At 33.8% G+C, this 14,036-nt stretch carries 11 protein-coding genes, 2 tRNA genes and 3 pseudogenes; 10 read left to right on the top strand and 6 right to left on the bottom strand.

Annotated features, from left to right (window positions below; all coding sequences use genetic code 11):
- Window positions 1-141: 141 nt before the first annotated feature.
- Together msrA and msrB are read right to left on the bottom strand one after the other, a co-directional pair.
- A pseudogene (gene msrA, locus ACPWTF_RS08785) lies at window positions 142-746 on the bottom strand (peptide-methionine (S)-S-oxide reductase MsrA).
- Between the two features lie 7 nt (window positions 747-753).
- Window positions 754-1,309, bottom strand: a pseudogene (gene msrB, locus ACPWTF_RS08780) (peptide-methionine (R)-S-oxide reductase MsrB).
- 294 nt (window positions 1,310-1,603) lie between these two features.
- Between msrB and idi the strand changes: the two are divergent.
- The 7 genes from idi to ACPWTF_RS08745 all read left to right on the top strand — a co-directional run bounded on the left by idi (window position 1,604) and on the right by ACPWTF_RS08745 (window position 4,710).
- Complete coding sequence (gene idi, locus ACPWTF_RS08775) at window positions 1,604-2,131, top strand: isopentenyl-diphosphate Delta-isomerase (protein WP_427875173.1); 528 nt, start codon at window positions 1,604-1,606, stop codon at window positions 2,129-2,131.
- 20 nt (window positions 2,132-2,151) lie between these two features.
- A complete protein-coding gene (locus ACPWTF_RS08770; RefSeq protein ID WP_066033610.1) occupies window positions 2,152-2,562 on the top strand; it encodes a 6-carboxytetrahydropterin synthase in 411 nt (136 codons plus the stop codon).
- A gap of 3 nt (window positions 2,563-2,565) precedes the next feature.
- Window positions 2,566-3,024, top strand: coding sequence for a peroxiredoxin (locus ACPWTF_RS08765; protein WP_250837373.1), 459 nt, complete (start codon window positions 2,566-2,568; stop codon window positions 3,022-3,024).
- 56 nt (window positions 3,025-3,080) lie between these two features.
- Entirely contained in the window at window positions 3,081-4,049 is a 969-nt protein-coding gene (locus ACPWTF_RS08760) for a type I phosphomannose isomerase catalytic subunit (protein ID WP_427875172.1), read from the top strand.
- Between the two features lie 57 nt (window positions 4,050-4,106).
- Entirely contained in the window at window positions 4,107-4,373 is a 267-nt protein-coding gene (locus ACPWTF_RS08755) for a hypothetical protein (protein WP_111364281.1), read from the top strand.
- Between the two features lie 76 nt (window positions 4,374-4,449).
- Window positions 4,450-4,523 (top strand) — tRNA-Thr (locus ACPWTF_RS08750).
- Between the two features lie 113 nt (window positions 4,524-4,636).
- Window positions 4,637-4,710 (top strand) — tRNA-Thr (locus ACPWTF_RS08745).
- A 341-nt stretch (window positions 4,711-5,051) separates the two neighbouring features.
- Here ACPWTF_RS08745 and ACPWTF_RS08740 read toward each other — a convergent pair.
- From ACPWTF_RS08740 to htpG, 3 genes and pseudogenes are all read right to left on the bottom strand, one after another.
- Window positions 5,052-5,807, bottom strand: a complete 756-nt coding sequence (locus ACPWTF_RS08740; protein ID WP_250837371.1) for a DUF4369 domain-containing protein — start codon at window positions 5,805-5,807, stop codon at window positions 5,052-5,054.
- Window positions 5,808-5,941: 134 nt separating this feature from the next.
- Window positions 5,942-6,775 carry a hypothetical protein gene (locus tag ACPWTF_RS08735; RefSeq protein ID WP_427875171.1) on the bottom strand — a complete coding sequence of 278 codons (834 nt, stop codon included), beginning with the start codon at window positions 6,773-6,775 and terminating at the stop codon, window positions 5,942-5,944.
- A 194-nt stretch (window positions 6,776-6,969) separates the two neighbouring features.
- A pseudogene (gene htpG / locus ACPWTF_RS08730) lies at window positions 6,970-8,852 on the bottom strand (molecular chaperone HtpG).
- 203 nt (window positions 8,853-9,055) lie between these two features.
- On the opposite strand from htpG, the gene ACPWTF_RS08725 reads away from it, so the two are divergent.
- The 3 genes from ACPWTF_RS08725 to ACPWTF_RS08715 all read left to right on the top strand — a co-directional run bounded on the left by ACPWTF_RS08725 (window position 9,056) and on the right by ACPWTF_RS08715 (window position 11,331).
- Window positions 9,056-9,559, top strand: coding sequence for a lipocalin family protein (locus ACPWTF_RS08725; RefSeq protein WP_250837368.1), 504 nt, complete (start codon window positions 9,056-9,058; stop codon window positions 9,557-9,559).
- Window positions 9,560-9,578: 19 nt separating this feature from the next.
- Window positions 9,579-10,274 carry an OmpA family protein gene (locus ACPWTF_RS08720; protein ID WP_250837367.1) on the top strand — a complete coding sequence of 232 codons (696 nt, stop codon included), beginning with the start codon at window positions 9,579-9,581 and terminating at the stop codon, window positions 10,272-10,274.
- A 106-nt stretch (window positions 10,275-10,380) separates the two neighbouring features.
- A complete protein-coding gene (locus ACPWTF_RS08715) occupies window positions 10,381-11,331 on the top strand; it encodes an ABC transporter ATP-binding protein (RefSeq protein ID WP_427875170.1) in 951 nt (316 codons plus the stop codon).
- 108 nt (window positions 11,332-11,439) lie between these two features.
- Here the strand turns inward: ACPWTF_RS08715 and ACPWTF_RS08710 are convergent, their stop codons facing one another.
- Complete coding sequence (locus ACPWTF_RS08710) at window positions 11,440-13,851, bottom strand: prolyl oligopeptidase family serine peptidase (protein WP_427875169.1); 2,412 nt, start codon at window positions 13,849-13,851, stop codon at window positions 11,440-11,442.
- Between the last annotated feature and the right edge of the window lie 185 nt (window positions 13,852-14,036).

Below are 14,036 nucleotides of genomic sequence, written 5' to 3'. Positions count from 1 at the left end.
ACTTTCGGGATTGGACAAAAAAGATGAAAAAAAATAGAATTATTTTTCGATTAAGAGAAATGCCTGTTTTTATGCGGGTTTATGAAATAAAAAAAACCGTCCATTTTTTTGGACGGTTTTAGAATAATATCATTTTAAGCTTTATTTCTTTTTGAGTTTGTCTTTAAAAACCTTTTCAAACTTTTCTATTTTAGGCTGAATGACCATTTTGCAATACGGCTGATTTTTATTGTTTGCATAATAATTTTGATGATAATCTTCGGCTTTATAAAAAGCTTTGAAAGGTTCTACTTTTGTCACAATTGGATTGTTGTACACTTTTGCTTTGTTGAGGTCTGCAATAATACTTTGAGCAGCTTTTTCTGTTCTTCGTTTTTGTAGAAAATAACAGAACGATATTGCGTTCCAACATCTGCTCCTTGACGATTTAAAGTTGTCGGATCGTGAACGGTAAAAAAGACTTTGAAGATTTCATTAATATCAGTTATGTTTTTGTCGTATGTTATTTGAACTACTTCGGCGTGACCTGTCTCTCCTGTGGAAACTTCTTCGTAAGTCGGATTTGCGACTTTTCCTCCTGAAAATCCAGAAACAACAGATTTTACTCCGTTCAGATTTTCATAAACAGCCTCGACGCACCAGTAACAGCCTCCGCCAAGTGTGATGGTTTCCAGATTCGACTTTTTATTTTGCGAAATGCCATTCAGCGAAAGCGCAAAAAGACATATTAAAAGTATATTTTTCATTTGTAGTTTATTTAGTATCTGGAATAAAATCAAGAGCAATCGAATTCATGCAGTATCGTTTTCCGGTTGGTTCGGGCACGATCGTCAAAGATGTGTCCTAAATGTCCGCCGCAGCGTCCGCAAAGAGTTTCGGTTCTTTCCATTCCAAGTGAATTATCTTCTTTAAAAACAATGCTTTTTTTGTTTTCCTGTTCAAAGAAACTCGGCCATCCGCAAGTGCTCGAAAATTTAGCGGTCGATCTAAAAAGCAAGTTACCGCATGAAGCACAGTAATAGGTTCCTTTTTCGTCAGTATTCCAATATTTACCTGTAAAAGGTCTTTCGGTATCGGCTTCACGCATTACGGCATACACATCTGCTGGAAGAACCTTTTTCCATTCGGCGTTGCTTACGTTAAGTTTTGTGGTGTCGGTATTTGAATAATAAGGATTTCCGGGTTTACTGATTTTATTTTCCATAACGGCTGTTTTTGCAGTTTGTTTTTTTGTGTTTTGTCCGCATGCTTGAAAAATAAATAGCGGAATCAAAAAACAAAGGCTGAAAATTAGGTTTTTAGATTTCATAAGTTCTTAGTAGATTAATCTGTATATCAAAGATACGTTGAGAATTAGCTTCAAATTACAGTGTTTATTATTATTGAGATTTTTTTAAGTGTGTTTTAACTTTTTATTAGTTACGTAAAAGAAGACAATGTAGTTTTTATGTCTTAATTTTAACAGCTTTTAAATTTTTAGGATAAATTATAATATTGTAAATCAGTAAAATAGAAATTTGGTCAGAGGCTTGCTTTTAGACAAGCTGAATTAGCATTTTTAAGCCATTTCTTTTTTCGTATTTTTGTTTGCTTAAGAAGCCTTATGACAGAAGAAAACGTAATACTAGTTAATCAAAACGATGAACAGATTGGCTTAATGCCAAAATTAGAAGCACATGAAAAAGCGCTTTTGCACCGTGCCTTTTCGGTTTTTATTTTGAATAGTAAAAACGAAATTATGTTGCAACAGCGTGCTCATCATAAATATCATTCTCCGTTGCTTTGGACAAACACTTGCTGCAGTCATCAGAGAGAAGGAGAAACCAACATCGAAGCGGGAACCCGCAGATTGTTTGAAGAAATGGGTTTTAAAGCCGAATTGAAAGAGTTGTTTCACTTTATATACAAAGCGCCTTTTGATAACGGTTTGACAGAACATGAACTGAACCATGTTATGATTGGTTATTATAACGAGGAACCAAACATAAATCCAGACGAAGTAGAAGACTGGAAATGGATGAGTATTGAAGATGTTAAAGCAGATATTGAAAAACAGCCCGAAATTTATACCGTATGGTTTAAGATAATTTTTGATGAATTTGATCATTATCTAGAAGACCATAAATTATAGCCAACTAACCAGAAACATAAATGAGAGTAACCATATCAAGAAAAGCGCATTTTAATGCGGCACATCGATTGCATCGAAAGGATTGGTCATTTGAAAAAAACGATGCCGTTTTTGGAAAATGCAATAACCCGAACTTTCATGGTCATAATTATGGTTTAACAGTAAGTGTTACAGGAAAAATTGACCCGGAAACTGGTTTTGTTTTAGATGTGAAAGTATTGGCGGATATTATACGAGAAGAAGTAGAAATTCCGTTTGATCACAAAAATCTGAATTTGGATGTTCCTGAATTTGCAGATTTGAATCCGACCGCAGAGAATATTGCTGTTGTGATATGGAATAAAATTAGACAACGAATTCATGCCGACTTTGATCTTGAAGTGGTACTGAACGAAACGGAACGAAATTTTGTAACTTATAAAGGAGAATAAAAAATGTCATTAAAAATAGGAGATATAGTTCCGAATTTTACTGCGAAAGACAACAATGGAGAACTTTTTGAAAGCCAAAGCGTTTTAGGAAGAAAGCCAGTGGTCATTTACTTTTATCCAAAAGATAATACGCCTGGTTGTACAACTGAAGCTTGCAGTTTTCGGGATCAATACGAAGATTTTAAAGATTTAGGAGCTGAGGTAATTGGTATTAGCAGCGATAGTGTAAAATCACATCATAAATTTGCAGCTAAACACAAATTGCCTTTTATTTTGCTTTCTGATCAGGATAAAAGATTAAGAAAACTTTTTGGTGTCCGCAATAATTTGTTCGGACTTCTGCCAGGACGCGTTACTTATATAATTGATAAAAATGGTTTGCTAATTTCGATATTTGACAGTGCAAATGCTGCAAAACATATACCGAAAGCCTTAGAAATCGTTCAAGAATTAGTATCGTAGGTTACCAAAATAGTATCAAATTAGAATTAATTAAACAAACATATTAGCCTAAAAACATGAGTCAAAATCTATACCCTTTGCAATTTGAACCGATTTTAAAAGAAAGAATCTGGGGAGGAGAAAAATTAAAAACTATTTTAAATAAACCAATCGTTTCTAAAATTACTGGCGAAAGCTGGGAATTATCTACTGTACAAGGCGATGTTAGTGTAGTTGCAAATGGAGTCTTAAAAGGAAAATCGTTAATGGATTTGATTGATGAAACGCCAGATGCGATTTTAGGAACTAAAGTTTATGAAAGATTCGGAAAACAATTTCCGTTGCTTTTTAAATACCTAGATGCAAGAGAAGATCTTTCTATTCAGGTACATCCAAACGATAAATTGGCTAAAGAACGTCACAATTCATTTGGAAAGACTGAAATGTGGTACGTAATGCAGGCCGATGCTGATGCTAGAATTATTGTTGGTTTTAAAGAAGATTCTAGTAAAGAAGAATATTTGAAACATTTGCATGATAATACTTTGGTTTCGATCTTAGATGATGTGAAGGCAAAATCGGGAGATGTTTTCTTCTTAGAAACCGGAACAGTTCACGCAATTGGAGCTGGATTAGTAGTTGCCGAAATTCAGCAGACTTCTGATATTACATATCGTTTATACGATTTTGATCGTGTAGATGTACAAGGAAATAAAAGAGAATTGCATGTAGATCTTGCATTAGATGCCATTAACTATAATAAAGTTGATACGCAGAAAAAATACGAGTCTAAAGTAAATACTTCAAATACTGTTGTTGACTGTCCTTATTTTACAACTAATTTTATTCCGTTAGAAGACAAAGCGGAAGTGGTTAAGAACGGAGAAACATTTACGGTTTATATGTGTATTGAAGGAAGTTTCGAAATCGAATATGACGGATTTAAGCATACTTATATTAAAGGAGATACTGTATTGGTTCCAGCTGCGATAAATGCATTTAATTTGAGCGGAAAAGCTTCAATTTTAGAAATTTACATTTCTTAGCATTAAATTTAAAGATAATATGTACTTTTGCAGACGCAAATTAAAATAATAAGAAAAATGGCAAACGTTAAGAATTTAAAGAAAGACATCAACTTCGTATTAGGAGATATTATTGAGGCAGTTTACTTGTTTGAGATGTCAACAACAGGAAATCCTACTCCAGAAACGAATGCTTTGGTCGATGAAGCTATCGCTGCATTCGATACTTTGATTACAAAAGTGAACGCAAAGAACGTTGAAAATAAAAAAGCACACTTCAAGCAAATTAATGTTGAATTAGAACAAGCTGCTAATCAATTGATTGAAAAAATCAACGCATTATAAGCAAAAAAAAGTGTAAAAAAGTGCAAATTTATTTTGGGAAATTGAAAAACCGCTTTATATTTGCACCCGTAATGACGCCGATGTAGCTCAGCTGGCTAGAGCAGCTGATTTGTAATCAGCAGGTCGTGGGTTCGAGTCCCTCTATCGGCTCAAAAAACGGAAACCATTCGCCTCGGCGAATGGTTTTTTTAATTATAGAGAGAGGTGTGAAATTTTTTTTTGGAATATTAAAAAACATTTATATCTTTGCACTCGCAAAATAGGCCGATGTAGCTCAGCTGGCTAGAGCAGCTGATTTGTAATCAGCAGGTCGTGGGTTCGAGTCCCTCTATCGGCTCAAAAACCATCACAGAAATGTGGTGGTTTTTTTATGCCCAAAAGTGAAAATTCCAATAATAAAAATTCCAAATCCCAATTTTTCGACGAAGAAGAAAATATATTGGGGAATTGAACAAAGATGGGTGATTTTTGTTGCGGAAGTTTTTTAAATATAAACTACGATTTTAATCACGGAAACCATATTATATAATGATAATTACATAATGATTATATAATTGCGTTCTAACGCTTAGAAACGTTGGATGTGGTAGTTAATCTGCGATTGCTATTATTGTTGGATTTAAGCATAAAAAAAACGTCCTGATAATTCAGGACGTTTTTCATTATTGCTTTTATGTTTTATTCAGCTGGAGCTGGAGTTGTTGCAGCTGCTGGAGCATTTTGTTCTGCTTTTTTAACTTCAGCCACATACTTAGTTAGTTTCTTTCCGTAAAGTGATTGAGCCACTTTTGGAGTCATTGATTTTTGAATCGTATCAAGAAACTTAAGGTTGATATCGTAAATTTCTGCTAAAGCAATATAAGGCGCTACTTCGTGATCTTTATTGTTGATGGCAAAGTTTGTAGCGTATAAATATTTTCTTTTGATGTTTGACTGTTGTTTCGCGTCAATACTGTCAACTGCTTTTTGATCTTGTCTTTTTAAAGCTTTGAATTTTGATTCTACCATAGACAAGTTTTCGTCTCTAAAACGTGTGTTTATTTTTTGGTATTCCTCATATAATTCCTGGTTTTTAGATCCAGTAATTTTTGCACCAGCAATGAAGTTGTCCAGATTAGTATCGATATTGATAGTTCCTGGCTCGGCAAAGAATAAAATGTTATTGTCTAATGAGTTTGTTACGCCTCGATCCAAATATAAATAGAGCATTTCTGGAGATTCTAATTTAATATCTCTTTCAAAAGCTGAGTTTCCATCAATTTTGATGCTGTCAATAGCAACAAGGGAAGTGTCGACAATTCTTTGGATATATAAAGTTCCGGTTTTTAAACCTTTAATGTTTCCTGTGATGTGTAGGTTATCAGCAGCTGATTCTTTTTTGCTGCAAGATGCTAATACTGCAAGAGTAACAAAAGCAATTAGTGTTTTTTTCATTAGTTTTTGAGATTTTGGTGCAAAATAAAGAAAATAGTTTAAATGTAAATAGGGGGTGATGTTTTATTTTTATAAAAAAAATAAATCCCAATTTATTTCTAAATTGGGATTCTAAAGTAATGCATGAAAAGGGTTTACATCGACAAAATAAATGAAGTGCCATTTTCGTGCGTATACGTGTAATTTGAGTCGCAGTCATTGTTTCCGTAATCTATAATTCCGTTTAAAATACCACCTTGTACTTTTAATTGTCCTTTGGAGATAAATAAGCAAGAATATTTTTTAATTAGCGGTTCTTTTACTGTCAAAGTAAGTGCTACACCATTTGAAGATGTTACGGTATGCGTGCCATCGATAATTTCATAAACATTGTCAGATAAAATCAAAGGTGTGTCTGCGCCTGCAGTCTGTTTAGTAGTGTAAGTTCCTGAATTGGTGTAAACTCCTCCTTGTAAATCGGTTAATTTTCCATTCGTAACTTTTCTAGTCCATTGCGGTGTAGAAGCAACAGTTGTAGTGTTTGTATATTCAATAGTTCCTTCTAGTTTGATGTCTTTTATAGAATAGTCAATTCTTTTAATTGTCATTTTGCTTCCAGTTTCTGTAATTGGTCCTGAAAGTGTTACTTCTAGTTTCCCTTTACGCGTAAGATTATTTGCGTCTTTGCATCCTGCTGTTCCAAAATCGGCTAAAAAGACTTTAGGGTAATTTCCTCCATTTGGTGTTGTAATGGTGATTGTTGCACAAATTCCAGGAGGTGTTTCGGCAGTTTTTCCAGAAGTTGAGGTGCTTGTGCTGATTAAGAGACTGGTGTTAAGATCCATTTCGTTTGCTGTATCAACAGCAACTGATGCTCCAATGCTGGTTAAGTCTGTTGAAACGGCTGGGTCGTTATTGTCGCTTGAGCAAGAAACATATAAAAGTGCTGTGGCACAAATGGTTGTTAGTAAAATAGCAGTTTTTTTCATAGGGTCTTTTTGTTTTGGGTTAGATTAATAAGGCAGTCAAATGTAATAAAAAATTTGAATTGCAATAAAGATCATTTAGTGGTAATCTATAGAGCTTTATAACGAATTTTTGAAGAAAAAATTATGGTCGAAGGGATGAGAAACAAAAAACTTGCCTAAACTGGGCAGCTTTTACTAAGATAGCATCTAAATGCTTATTTGATCATTTCGAAACTTCTTTTTACGAAAGCCGTAAGCGCTTCTCCTTTTAATAGGTTTTGAGATAATTTAGCTAAATCTAAAGCTTGCTTAACTAAATGCTCTTGGTGCGTTTTGTCTTCTGTATTTAAAATACTTGAAGCTAAATCAGAATTGGTGTTTACAACCAAATTATACATTTCTGGCATATTACCCATTCCGAACATTCCGCCGCCACCTGTTTGGCTCATTTCTTTCATTCTACGCATAAATTCTGGTTGCGTGATGATGAATGGAGCTGCTTGAGAATCCATAGCTTCCAATTGAACGCTGTATGCTTTTGGAATATAAGCTTCTAAAGAAGTTTTTAAAGCTCCTTTTCGTCATCAGAAAGTTTAGAAATAGTGTTTTCTTCTTTTTTGATTAAATTGTCAATGTGATCAGAGTCAACACGTACAAAAGTTAATCCGCTGTTATCGTTTTCGATTTTTTGGATTAAATGCGAAATAATAGGAGAATCTAAAAGCAATACTTCATAGCCTTTGTCTTTTGCTGCCTCAATGTAAGAGTGTTGAGCATCTTTATTTCCAGCGTAAAGAACTACTAATTTGCCGTCTTTATCAGTTTGGTTTTCTTTTAGTTTTTCTTTTAATTCTTCTAAAGTAAAGTAAGTGTCATCTACAGTTGGATATAAAACAAATGCACCTGCTTTTTCGTAGAATTTCTCTTCAGAAAGCATTCCGTATTCTAAAACGATTTTAATATCGTTCCATTTTGCTTCAAAATCAGCACGGTTTTCGTTAAATAGAGCTTTCAATTTATCTGCTACTTTACGAGTAATGTAGTTTGAGATTTTCTTAACAGCTCCATCTGCCTGTAAACCAGAGCGAGAAACGTTCAATGGAATATCTGGAGAATCGATAACACCTTTTAACATTGTCAAGAATTCAGGAACAATTCCTTCTACGTTGTCAGTAACGTAAACTTGGTTTTGGTACAACTGAATTTTGTCTTTCTGGATTTGCATATCATTACCCAATTTTGGGAAATACAAAATACCAGTTAAGTTAAAAGGATAATCTACATTTAAATGAATGTGGAATAATGGCTCTTCAAACTGCATTGGATACAATTCTCTGTAGAAGTTTTTATAATCTTCATCAGATAATTCAGAAGGCTGTTTTGTCCAAGCTGGATTTGGATTGTTAATGATGTTGTCAGTTTCAACTGTTTCATTAACGTAATCTTCTGGAGCATCTTCTGGTTTTGGAAGCGTTTCAGTTCTTGTTCCGAATTTAATCGGAATAGGCATGAACTTGTTGTATTTGTTTAATAAACCGCTAATTTTAGAATCATCTAAAAATTCAAGAGAATCTTCAGCAATATGAAGAATGATTTCTGTTCCGCGTGAAGTTTTGTCAGCTGGCTCTAAAGTAAATTCAGGACTTCCGTCACATGTCCAATGTGCCGCTGGCTCATCTTTGTATGATTTTGTAATGATTTCAACTTTTTCGGCTACCATAAAAGCAGAGTAGAAACCAAGTCCAAAATGTCCGATAATTCCAGAATCTTTAGCAGAGTCTTTGTATTTGTCCAAAAATTCCTCAGCTCCAGAAAAAGCTACCTGATTGATGTATTTTTCAACTTCATCAGCAGTCATCCCTAAACCTTGATCGATAATGTGGATTTTTTTACCTTCTTTATCGACTTTTACTTCAATAATTGGGTTTCCGTATTCTACTTTAGCTTCACCAATGCTAATAAGATGTTTTAATTTTAAAGTAGCATCAGTACCATTAGAAACAAGCTCGCGTAAGAAAATTTCGTGGTCGCTGTATAAGAACTTTTTAATTAAAGGAAAAATGTTTTCTACTGAAACATTAATTTTACCTGTTGCCATATTTTTTAATTTTTGATTTAATTTGATGATTTTCATTCGTTCAAATAAAATACCAATTGTATTTTGGGTGACAAAATGTCGGAAATGTTAATTCTGAAAGAAAATAAATAGATTCTAAAACGAAAAATATCTTTATGAATCGTATATTTGTGGTACAATAATTGTTAAAAAGGCAAGTATTAATCTAAAAAAAATTGTACAAAATGAAGAAGAGTATTTTTATATGCTTGATTGCCGCTATGTTTTTTGCGTGTAAGTCAGCTTCGTCAACAGCTTCATCTTCTGAAGCAACTACGCTTTCGACAAAACTTGACAAATCGACTCAAGTAGCGTTAAAAGGGAATTGGGTACTTACCAATGTTTCTTACCCAGGTTCTGATTATATCAAAGTAAATTCATTTGATCTTGCAGATTCAAAATGTTTTATTGGAAGTACTTGGAGCTTTATTTCGAATAACAATAAAGGAACAATGGCTTTGACTTCGCCAAGTTGTACTGGATTTTCTTCGCCAATTGTATGGAGTATCAACAACCAAGGTTTGTTTGTGTTGAAAATTCTTAATGCAGGTGAAAAAGCGAAGAAAGTAAGAGATGGTTATTTGCTTAAAGTTGCAGGTGTAACTGAAAGTTCTTTTCAGTTAATTGATAATATCAATGTAGGTGGTCAGGTAAAAGATGTAGTTTACCAATTTCAAAGAGCTAATTAATATTTTAAAGATATAGAAAATGAGAAAGATAACGGTTTTAGGTTTAAGTAGTTTAATGGTTATAGCTAGTTTTTTTACAAGCTGTGATTCAGTAAAAAACGCAAATAATACGCAAAAAGGAGCCGGAATTGGTGTAGTTGCAGGTGGTGTTATTGGTGGTATTTTAGGAAATAATATCGGACGAGGCGGAAACGCTGCTTTAGGAGCTGCAATTGGAGCTGCTGTAGGTGGAGGAACTGGAGCTTTGATTGGAAATAAAATGGATAAACAAGCTCGTGAAATTGATCAAGCTTTACCAGGTGCTTCTGTTGAAAGAGTTGGTGAAGGTATTCACTTGACATTAAACGAAAATGCAGTTCGTTTTGATACTAATAAATCTACTTTGACAACTCAAGCAAAAGCTAATTTAGATAAATTAGTTCCTGTATTTAATGAGTATGGAGATACAGATATTCAAATTTTTGGTTACACAGATAATACTGGAAAACCAGAATATAACTTGACACTTTCTGGGCAAAGAGCTGCTTCTGTGCAAGCTTATTTAGTTTCAAAAGGATTAAAATCAAGCCGTTTCAAAACTTCAGGTTTAGGAATTGCAGATCCAATTGCAACAAATGATACTCCAGAAGGAAGAGCTCAAAACCGTCGTGTTGAATTCTCAATTACAGCAAACGACAAAATGGTAAATGACGCTAAAGCAGAAGCTGGAAAATAGTTTCTAATAAAATAAATTATCAAAAAAGCTGTTTCAAATAATTGAAGCAGCTTTTTTTGACTTTAGAAATTAAACATTGTAAATTTGACGACTCATATTACAACTCATGCTTGACATTCAAAATATATCTTTTTCGTACACCGAAAACCCCGTTATAAAAAACATTTCTTTTTCTATTGAAAAAGGCCAGAATATTGCGATTATTGGTGAGAGTGGCTGTGGAAAAAGTACGCTACTCAAGCTTATATACGGATTATACGATCTGGATGAAGGGAAGATTTTTTATGGCGATAAACCGATCTTGGGGCCAAAGTTCAATCTGATTCCTGGAATGCCTTATATGAAATATCTGGCACAGGATTTTGATTTGTCTCCATACGAAACAGTGGCAGAAAACGTAGGTAAGTTTCTCTCGAACGGTTTTGCAAACATGAAAAAGCTTCGTGTTCAGGAATTGCTGGAGATGGTAGAAATGGATCAGTTTGCGAATGTTAAGACCAAATTTCTAAGTGGAGGACAACAGCAAAGAGTGGCGCTGGTTAGAGTTTTGGCTTTAGAACCAGAAGTGATATTGTTAGACGAGCCATTTAGTCAGATAGATGCTTTTAGAAAAAATGCTCTGCGTCGTAATTTATTTCGTTATCTAAAACAAAAAGGAATTACGTGTATTATTGCAACACATGATAGTACAGATGCTTTGTCTTTTGCCGATCAGGCAATCGTGATGAGAAACGGAGAAGTGTTGGTAAAAGACGATCCTTCAAAAATATATGAAGATCCAAAGGTTAAATATGTGGCATCTTTGTTTGGAGAAGTAAATGAAATCCCGACTCATTTATTATTGTCTTACGAGGATGAAACACATAAAACATTGGTTTATCCGCATCAATTTAAAATGGTTTCAGAATCAAAATTGATGGTAAAAATTAGAAGAACTTATTTTAGAGGAAGCCATTATTTAATTGAAACAGTTTATAAAAGGCAATTGATTTTCTTTGAAAGCGAAATAGATTTGCCGCTTGAACAAGAAGTTTTTCTGGCTTTAAATTATTTGTAATTAGGGAATATGTCAATTAGAAAATTAGATAATTTCTAATTGTTAAAATAATAAACCCGACAGTTTTCAAAAACTTGTCGGGTTTACTTTTAGAATCAAATTATGAATTTAGTTTTTCAGATACTTTTCTAAGAACTGATCTTGTTCCCAAAGCAGGTGCAAAATATTTTCTTTTGCTACATAACCGTGAGATTCTTTTGGCAGAATAACCATTCTTGCTGGGGCTCCTAATCCTTTTAATGCTTGAAAATAACGTTCTGTCTGCAAGGTAAAAGTTCCTGGATTACTGTCTGCTTCTCCATGAACTAACAAAATTGGCGTTTTCATTTTTTCTGCATTCATAAATGGGGACATTGCGTTGTAAACTTCTGGCGCTTCCCAGTAATTTCTTTGTTCAGATTGGAATCCAAATGGAGTTAATGTTCTGTTGTATGCACCGCTTCTCGCAATTCCGCAGGCAAAAAGATCCGAATGGGTTAGTAAGTTGGCAGTCATAAAAGCTCCATAAGAATGTCCTCCAACAGCCACTTTTTTACGGTTAATATAGCCTAAAGCATCTACTGCATCAATTGCCGCAGCAGCATTATCTACTAATTGTGAAATAAAATTGTCGTTTGGTTCCGTAGTTCCTTCACCAATAATTGGAAAAGCAGCATCATCTAAAACTACATAACCTTTTGTTACCCAATAAACAAATGAACCATAATAGGGGAAAGTGAATTCGTTTGAATTTTGAGTCGATTGAGAAGCGCTATTTCTATCTTTATATTCTGCTGGATATGCCCAGATCAACAAAGGAAGCTTTTCTTTTTTAGTTTTATCATAACCAACAGGAAGATATAAAGTTCCCGAAAGTTCTAATCCGTCTTTACGTTTGTATTTAATAACTTCTTTGCTAACGTCTTTAATGCTTTCAAACGGATTTTTGAAATCAGTAACTTGTGTTAGGCTATTTTGTTTTTTTATATTTCTGAAATAGTAATTAGGGTATTCTGTTTTTGACTGAATCTGAACTAAGATTTTTCCAGACTTGAAATCTTCAATTTCTAAAATATCCTCTTTTTTATCTTTGTACGGAGAAGTGTAAATGCGTTTTGATTTTAAAGTCTCTATATTGAATTCATCTACAAAAGGAAATTGTCCGTTTTTAGTATAACCTTCACCAATTCTATACAAGTTGTTTTTTTCAACAGCTAAAACATATTTATTGTAAACATTCTTTTTTGTTTCAAAAACTCCAGGATCAGAATAAACATCTTGCGAATTTCTATCCGTAATCAATTTTGGTTGCTGATTTGGGTTTGATGGATTAATCAAAAATGTTTTGGTGTTTCTCGTGTCGTACCATTCTTCAGAAAGAACCGCTAAATTGTCATTCCCCCATATAATATCACTAAAACGCTGTGGAGTTTTTGCTAATGAAGAAGCTTCTTTGTCGAAAGGCGCATCCCAAAGAAAAACTTCATCTCTAAAATCAACTTTGTTTGCAGGATCTCCTTCGTCTAAAGCTACAACATAAGATAAAGTTGCAGGTTTGTCGTTTCTCCAAGCCATTTCTCTTTTTCCTTTTCGAACAGCCATAAAACCTTTTGGCATAATTTCATTTAAAGGAACCTCGTTTACCGTTTTAATTTCTCTTCCGCTTAAGTCATAAACAATCGTTTTAGATGGAAATCTGTTTAATGGAACTACATAAGAAAAGGGTTTTTGAATTGTTGTCAGCATAATGTACTGACCATCTGGAGAGATTTTTTCTCCGGCAAACATAGCAGCGTCTTTGTATAAAACAGCATCTCCATTTAGTTTTACTTTATACAATTCAGAAGTTATGCAGTTTTCAAAATTAGCTTCGTCGTTTTTGTTTTTCAGCATATCAGGATACGTTCTGTTTTGAGATTTTTCTCCTGAAGTATTTGAAATAATCGGCCCAGTAGGCAGATCTTTTTTAGAATCTAAAAGAGGCGGTCTGTTTTTAGGAAGCATTTTTACTAGGATAGTTTCGCTGTCTAAAAACCAGTTAAACGGATTTCCAAGATTGGCATTTACTCTAGCCTCCGTGAGTTTTGTTGCTTGTGCGCTTGCAACATCTAAAACCCAAAGTTCTACACCAGAATTGGTAGTGTGCGAGAATAGGATTTTTTTGTCGTTTGGCGACCAAAGAATGTTTGATATTTTCGGATTATCAGGGAGTCCTTTTACCTGAATTTCTTCCTTTCCGTTTATTTTTCTTAGTTTAAGATTGATTAAATACGTTACCGTGCTTGAAATATTAGTAATCGGATTAATTCTCAAACCAGCTAGACGAACTTCGTCTTGGTTTAAATCGTCGAGCGTTTTATAGGTGTTGCGGTACATCAAGAGCATGTTCTCTTTTTTTGTATCCATTGATACGGAAGGAGCTCTTTGATAGTCTGCCAAATCTAAAATAGATTTTGAAGGTTTTTGATAAGTTAGATTCTCCTGTGCAAAAGAGAAAAAGCTTATATTTAAAAATAAAAACAGTGTAACCTTTAATTTCATAGTTTGAATTTTATGGGTTTGTAATTGGTATTCAAAATGTTTGTCTAAGATAGTTTTGTCTTGTTACATCTTGAGCCTGATTTTTAATTTTTTTCAATGTTTGCGTTCCAAAATTGTCTTTTCAAGAAGTAAATGATGATAAGTTAGCACATAATTAGAGTATATTAAATTGCTAATAACGAAAA

Origin of the sequence: Flavobacterium sp. MMS24-S5 (genome assembly GCF_050320125.1) — a bacterium.
In the GTDB taxonomy this organism is placed as follows: Bacteria; Bacteroidota; Bacteroidia; order Flavobacteriales; family Flavobacteriaceae; genus Flavobacterium; species Flavobacterium tyrosinilyticum.
The sequence above is the reverse complement of the archived record's forward strand: the minus strand, read 5'-3'. Positions and strand labels throughout refer to the sequence as shown.

Coding starts and splice junctions, on each gene's coding strand:
- idi (WP_427875173.1), top strand. CDS start 1,604: ATGACAGAAGAAAACGTAATACTAGTTAATCAAAACGATGAACAGATT.
- ACPWTF_RS08770 (WP_066033610.1), top strand. CDS start 2,152: ATGAGAGTAACCATATCAAGAAAAGCGCATTTTAATGCGGCACATCGA.
- ACPWTF_RS08765 (WP_250837373.1), top strand. CDS start 2,566: ATGTCATTAAAAATAGGAGATATAGTTCCGAATTTTACTGCGAAAGAC.
- ACPWTF_RS08760 (WP_427875172.1), top strand. CDS start 3,081: ATGAGTCAAAATCTATACCCTTTGCAATTTGAACCGATTTTAAAAGAA.
- ACPWTF_RS08755 (WP_111364281.1), top strand. CDS start 4,107: ATGGCAAACGTTAAGAATTTAAAGAAAGACATCAACTTCGTATTAGGA.
- ACPWTF_RS08740 (WP_250837371.1), bottom strand. CDS start 5,807: ATGAAAAAAACACTAATTGCTTTTGTTACTCTTGCAGTATTAGCATCT.
- ACPWTF_RS08735 (WP_427875171.1), bottom strand. CDS start 6,775: ATGAAAAAAACTGCTATTTTACTAACAACCATTTGTGCCACAGCACTT.
- ACPWTF_RS08725 (WP_250837368.1), top strand. CDS start 9,056: ATGAAGAAGAGTATTTTTATATGCTTGATTGCCGCTATGTTTTTTGCG.
- ACPWTF_RS08720 (WP_250837367.1), top strand. CDS start 9,579: ATGAGAAAGATAACGGTTTTAGGTTTAAGTAGTTTAATGGTTATAGCT.
- ACPWTF_RS08715 (WP_427875170.1), top strand. CDS start 10,381: ATGCTTGACATTCAAAATATATCTTTTTCGTACACCGAAAACCCCGTT.
- ACPWTF_RS08710 (WP_427875169.1), bottom strand. CDS start 13,851: ATGAAATTAAAGGTTACACTGTTTTTATTTTTAAATATAAGCTTTTTC.